Here is a 6,191-nt window from a genome sequence, read left to right as displayed (position 1 = left end):
GTATTTATAAAACATTGTTGATATAAAAGCAAATTTAACTTGAAATATTATATCAATAAGATATATTTATAGCTGTGAATGAACAGAAATTCGGGACAATATTAAAATTCTTCAGAAAGCAACGGGGATACACTCAGGCTCGTTTAGGTGAACTTGCCGGTGTCGGTCAGGTCGCTATTGCTAATTATGAAAGAGGAGAACGATTTCCCGGTGAAACGCAACTTCGGAATCTCTCCGAGGCCCTCAATGTTTCGATGGATCTTCTGCTTTCAATCAATCTGAATCAAAACTCTGAAAATCCTGATGATCCTTTTACGGTGATAGAACTGTTTAAACAGATTCAGAAGGATATGAAGACTGTTTTGATAAAGATATATCAGTGGAAGATACGATTTGATTACAACCTTCTTGATATATATGAAAAAATCATAATTCCTCTTTTGGAAATGACTGGGAAAGAATGGTCTGCGGGAAACCTGAGTGTTGCTCAGGAACATTTAATCAGTGGAAGAATAAGAGAACTCATCATTCTGATGGCAGCAGATCTCCCTTATGAAACTGACATTTCTAAAAAGAACACATGGATTGGTCTTTGCGCTCCAGGTGAGGAACATGAATTCGGTTTGCTTATGAATTCTTTTATCCTGAGAGAACAGGGATGGCAGGTTATCAATCTGGGTACTCAGGTTCCTATGTCTGACCTTTTGACAATGATCCAGGAATTAAAACCATCAATTCTATGTTATTCCATCACTATGGAGAAACATAGAAATGCTTTGAAGGTGAATCTGGAAATACTGGATCAGCTTCAGAAACTGGATTTTAATATTATTATCAGCGGCGCTGCTGCAGATTTGGATTTATGCAATGAATTTGAAAAAGTCAGGGCTGTTTCAATTTCTCTGGATGATGCTGTCAGGCAGGCCAATACTATTTCCGGGCACTCTATTTCATCGCCATTTTAGTACTGATAGGAGCTTTCACATGAAAAAACACATACTTACAGGATATCAGATTTACCATGGATTTCTTTCCGGATATATAAATCTTTCACATCACAGGAAACATATAAATGATATCAATGTTTTTCCAGTACCCGATGGTGACACTGGAAATAATATGGTTAGAACCTTTCGAACCATAGCAAACGGAATGGTCTCATCCCGATCGGTATCTGCTGTTTTAAATATTATTGCCGACCTTTCATTGGAAGGGGCCCGGGGAAATTCAGGCATGATTGTATCACAATTTATAAATGGATTAGCAATCACACTGGATAAAAAGCGGGATATTGACAGCATTGCATTTGGTGACGCTGTCCTGCAATCGGTGGACTACGCTTATAAGGCCGTAGACCTGCCACAGGAAGGCACGCTGCTGACTGTTCTTTCTGTCTGGGCTGCTGAGATCGGAAAAGCCAGTCAATTGGGAATTCCATTTCAGGACATACTTCGCAGAGGTTTTGAAGCCGCACAAGTCGCCCTCTCAAAGACCCCGGAACAGCTTGAAATTCTTAAAGAGAATGGTGTTGTTGATGCTGGAGCCTTAGGATTTGTCAGATTCCTGGAAGGAATTGAACAAATGAATGTCTCCGGTTTGACTTCTAATCATAAAAGAAAAAAAATAAATGTTCAGGATACATTATCCTCCGGAAAATCTTCGGACAATCATATGTATAATATGCAAAGGGGTATCAAAAATCGTTATTGTACCGAACTTTTAATTGAAAACCCGAATCTGTCTCCCGATGAAATTAAGTCTGCAATCAAAGAATGGGGAGATTCGATCATCGTCAGCCAGGGACGTCATCGGTATCGTATTCATATTCACACGAATGAACCGCATGAAATCGTGGGAGTACTAACTCCTCATGGCAATATACTGAAACAAAAAGTAGAAGACATGGTCAGACAGGAGCAGATGACCGGGCCTGAAAGAATTGCTGTATTGACAGATTCAATTGCCGATATTCCCCTGGAGATCTTAGATGCCTATAAGATTCATGTGATAAATCTTAATCTCATATGGGATGATGATGAGTATCTTGACCGCCTGACCATCACTCCGGAGGAGTTTTACAGGCAGCAGGAGGTTCGGAAATCTTTTCCGGGAAGTTCATTGCCTGATCAATCTTTTATTGATGGGATTCTTCAGTCTTTGATGGATCATTACGATGGGATTATTGTCATACCCGTTGCTAAAGCCCTCAGCGGAACCTGGCAGCAGATCTCCAATGCTGCAAAACCATACAATGAAGGCAAAAAGAAAATCTATGTTATAGATAGCTGTTTGAATTCCGCTGCTCAGGGGCTGCTGGTTGTTGAAATAGCAAAAGCTGCCTCTGAGGGTAAAAATCTGGATGAATTAGCTCTCATGGCTGAAAGATTAAAAAAACGAACCAGAATATTTGTCAGTGTAAATACCTTAAAATTCATGGTCAAAGGAGGGCGAATCAGTCCTCTGACAGGACTGATTGCCCGCACCCTCAACCTGAAACCCATTGTGTCTCTTGATGAAACTGGTAAGGGGATGGCCTTTGATAAAGCATTCAGCAGAAGAGGCTTATTGAAAAAAATATCATTACTGATACAAAAAACAATGAAGAAAAACGGGATAGAACGTTTTGTCATTGTCCATGCCGGGGATATAAAGGGGGCTCGTGTTTTTGCCGGACTGGTTCAAAAGATAACGGGCCTGGAAGCAGATTACATTACTGATATCTCACCCATTGTGGGAATGCATTCAGGTAAAGGAGCCATTGCTATCGGATTGATCGAAAATGAAAAGTCCTGATTAATCAATGATGAATTGATATTCATCAACAAAGAATCTAATTCATAAGAGTAAAGCAGTTTTCTTCCTTGTGGTAACTGAATACTTCCCCGGTTTCAATTATGTAATACCAACCCATGATCTTCAGCCGTCCCGTTTTGAATTTATTTTCAATAAAGGGGTAGGTGAGAAGGTGCTTCATCTGTTCCACCACATTGGTCTGTTCTGTCAGCCATTCCCGGGCGAGAGGATCGTGGTCGGGGAGCTGCTGCTCGACTTTTTCTTTGACCGCAGAAGCCAGTTCCATCCATTTGCTGGTATGAGGCAGTCTTTCTTTCGAGGGTTCATCATATAAGGATCCGCAGCCGCCGCAGTTGCTATGCCCGCAGACTACAATGTTTTCAACATCAAGAGCCTGAACGGCATACTCGATGGCCGATGTGGTGGCTAGATATTCATCAGCAAGGCGGTAGGGGGGGACCATATTGGCTATGTTTCTGATGATAAACAGCTCGCCTGGAAGGGTTTTTGTGATCAGGGCCGGGACGATCCGGGAATCACAACAGCCGATAAAGAGGGTGTGGGGTTTCTGCTCTTCCTTCAGATTCCGGAATAAGATTCTGTGATCTTCAAAATCCTTTTTTCTGAATTCAACGACGCCGTTCAATAATTTATCCATACCCTTAATATTACTTGAAAGGCCTCTGTCACATCCAGTCCCCTGTAAATATTTTGTCAGACTGTTTCACATAAACCAGGCGTGATATTCTAGTAGAGGGTTCAGTATCGAATTTTTATTACAGGAGGTCGGGCATTTTGCATGAATCATCAGAGCCTGCAAGTCTGGATATGAAAAGCCGGCGCAGTTGGAAATGTTTTGAAAAAGAGTCCCTGTTCCGACAAAAATCAGATTGTCTTGTGTTGTATAATAAACAGGAAATTGGGAGGGATTCAATGAAAAAAATAGGACAGATCTGTATTCTCGGTATCATTATGATGACTCTGACTGGATGTCTGCCCGGGGACGGTAGAGCCAATGTTGTTGCTCCTGCGAATTTCCTCTGGGGTATCTGGCATGGCTGGATGGCACCCCTGTCTCTTATTGTCAGTATATTCACCGAAAATATAAGGATTTATGAAGTTTATAATACCGGATTCTGGTATGACTTCGGGTTCTATATGGCCATTCTGGGTGGATTTGGAAGCCTGGCAACCCGCAGGAAGAAGAAAAGACGGGATGATAATTAAAGAATCGGATCTCTACGATCCTCTGAAACAATACCTCCAGCATCAGGGATACACCATCGGGGGGGAGGTCCATGAGTGCGACCTTGTGGCTCTCAAAGAGGACGAGATGGTTATTGTTGAATTGAAGACCAGGGTCTCTGTGGATCTGCTCATTCAGGCCGCCCGGAGAAAGGATATCAGCGATTCTGTCTATATCGCTGTTCCTCTTCCTCCTGGAAAAAAAAACCTTCCCAAGGCCCGAGGGTTGAAAAACCTGCTGAGAAAACTGGAGGTCGGACTGATCCTTGTCCGATTTATGAAGACAAAGATCAAGGTTGAAATTGTTCTGCACCCTCAGCCTTATGAAAAAAGAATGAGACGGCGTAAACAGGCGGCTATTCTCAGAGAAGTGGATGGCCGATATGGAGAATTCCATAAGGGCGGTATTCCCACTACAGAAGAAAGGATCAGCGCCTATAAACAGGAAGCCATCCGGATCGCTTTTTTGTTAAGTGAAAAAGGGGATTCCTCTCCCCGGGCGCTTAAATCCTGGAGTGCCCGGCCCGATAAAGTTCAGCCCATCCTGGCTCAGAATCACTATGGCTGGTTTGACAGGGTCAGCCGGGGACTCTACAGGATCAATCCTGCCGGTACCCAGGCTCTGGACCGCTACGAAAGGCAACAGCCCGAGTTGATGGCCCTCTTCCGGGAAAAAGCTGATTGATCAGATCATTTTGTGGTTAAGGAGAGCAGGACCATGAAAAGACTGGTTTGTTAAGATTTCTTATTATAGCCCCTTAATTCGTGAATTTGCCTTGACCACCCGGATCACCCTTCCATATGCTTTAGTTATACAGTTCAAAAAAGTATTCTGAGGGTACAACATGAGGAAAGATCTGAAGATCCGAGACGGCAAACCGGGGGGCATCGGCTGGTTTATCTGGCATTTCGGCTGTTTCATCGGCAGAGTCCTTTTTAACAAAAGACTGAATGTTCAATTTGAAAACTGGGAACTCATGAAGACCATGAACCCTCCTTTCCTGCTTGTTGGGAATCATGTTACCAATTTTGATCCTGTCATCATCTCTTCCAACCAGAAACATCATATACACTGGGTCGCCAATGATGCAGTTTTCAGACACCCCTTTGTCAGATGGGCTATGCTTCATACCCAGACGATACCTAAAACCAAGGGGATGTCCGATCTGGATTCGGTTCGTATCATCCATAAAAAAATAAGAGAGGGCGGTGTCGTGGCGGTTTATCCCGAGGGGCAGACCAGCTGGGATGGATTGAACCAGCCCCTGATACCGGCAACACCCAAACTGATCAAGCTTCTGAAAGTGCCTGTTTTGGCAGTCATCATCAAGGGGGGGTATATGACACAACCCCGCTGGGTCTGGACAAAAAACCTCCGCCGGAGCCGTATTATTCTGGAAGCAAAGATTCTCTTTACTAAAGAAGAGATCAAACAGCTTTCTGTGGAGGAACTGGGAGAGAGACTTCAATCGGGAATCTTTCATGATGATTTTCAATTTCAGAAGGAAAACCCTGTTCTATTGGAAAGCAGTAAAAGGGCGGAATCCCTGGAACTGTTTACTTATCTCTGTCCAAAGTGCAATACTCTGGATGCCTTAAAATCGGAGGGGAACTCCGTTGAATGCCAGAGTTGCCACTGGACCTTTAGCATCGATGAATATGGAGAATTTCCTGCGGATGATAATTTTCCATTTCAAAGTCTCTCTCAGTGGAATCACTGGCAGCAGGATCAGACGGTCCGGATGGTCCGTGAATATCGGACTCTGCTCCGGCCCGAAAAGCCCCTGTTATCAAACGAAAATCTGACCATACTGACCGGAATAGGACTTGTCCCTCTGAAGCCACTTTGTCAGGGTGACCTTCAACTCTGGCAGGACCGACTCGAATTTGTACCCTTCAAGGGCGAGCCCATGATCTTTCCTCTGGGCGAGATAGAGGCGGTGAGTATATTTAAACAGCAGAAGCTTGAATTTTATCATGAGAAAGTTCTCTACCGCTTTCACTTTGCGACTCCCCGTGACTCTGCCTATAAATGGCTCGAATTTCTGAAAGAAATCACTCTTCCGATTTCAAAAGGCAAAGCTGCCGCTGAGGCCGACTGATATACCCTTCATCAACAGTGTCACCGAATCTCCCGGATCGTAGCTCCCTCC

General features: G+C 43.7%; 6 protein-coding genes. 5 read left to right on the top strand and 1 reads right to left on the bottom strand.

Annotated elements, in window-relative coordinates; all coding sequences use genetic code 11:
- Positions 1-74 precede the first annotated feature (74 nt).
- Both PF479_RS18885 and PF479_RS18880 read left to right on the top strand, forming a co-directional pair.
- Entirely contained in the window at positions 75-965 is an 891-nt protein-coding gene (locus tag PF479_RS18885; protein WP_298010091.1) for a helix-turn-helix domain-containing protein, read from the top strand.
- Positions 966-984: 19 nt separating this feature from the next.
- Positions 985-2,793, top strand: coding sequence for a DegV family protein (locus PF479_RS18880; protein WP_298010089.1), 1,809 nt, complete (start codon positions 985-987; stop codon positions 2,791-2,793).
- A gap of 37 nt (positions 2,794-2,830) precedes the next feature.
- Here PF479_RS18880 and PF479_RS18875 read toward each other — a convergent pair whose 3' ends face one another.
- A complete protein-coding gene (locus PF479_RS18875; RefSeq protein WP_298010086.1) occupies positions 2,831-3,451 on the bottom strand; it encodes a carbonic anhydrase in 621 nt (206 codons plus the stop codon).
- 275 nt (positions 3,452-3,726) lie between these two features.
- Between PF479_RS18875 and PF479_RS18870 the strand changes: the two genes are divergently transcribed.
- From PF479_RS18870 to PF479_RS18860, 3 genes are all read left to right on the top strand, one after another.
- Complete coding sequence (locus PF479_RS18870; RefSeq protein WP_298010084.1) at positions 3,727-4,020, top strand: hypothetical protein; 294 nt, start codon at positions 3,727-3,729, stop codon at positions 4,018-4,020.
- Entirely contained in the window at positions 4,010-4,723 is a 714-nt protein-coding gene (locus PF479_RS18865; protein WP_298010081.1) for a DUF2161 family putative PD-(D/E)XK-type phosphodiesterase, read from the top strand. Before PF479_RS18870 ends, PF479_RS18865 begins: the two co-directional genes overlap by 11 nt.
- Positions 4,724-4,883: 160 nt before the next feature.
- On the top strand, positions 4,884-6,140 hold the full coding sequence (locus PF479_RS18860; protein ID WP_298010078.1) for a lysophospholipid acyltransferase family protein: 1,257 nt from the start codon (positions 4,884-4,886) through the stop codon (positions 6,138-6,140).
- Positions 6,141-6,191: the final 51 nt, after the last annotated feature.

The sequence above is a fragment of the Oceanispirochaeta sp. genome (assembly GCF_027859075.1).
Taxonomy (GTDB): Bacteria; Spirochaetota; Spirochaetia; order DSM-2461; family DSM-2461; genus Oceanispirochaeta.
This window is presented reverse-complemented; position numbering and strand designations above follow the sequence as displayed.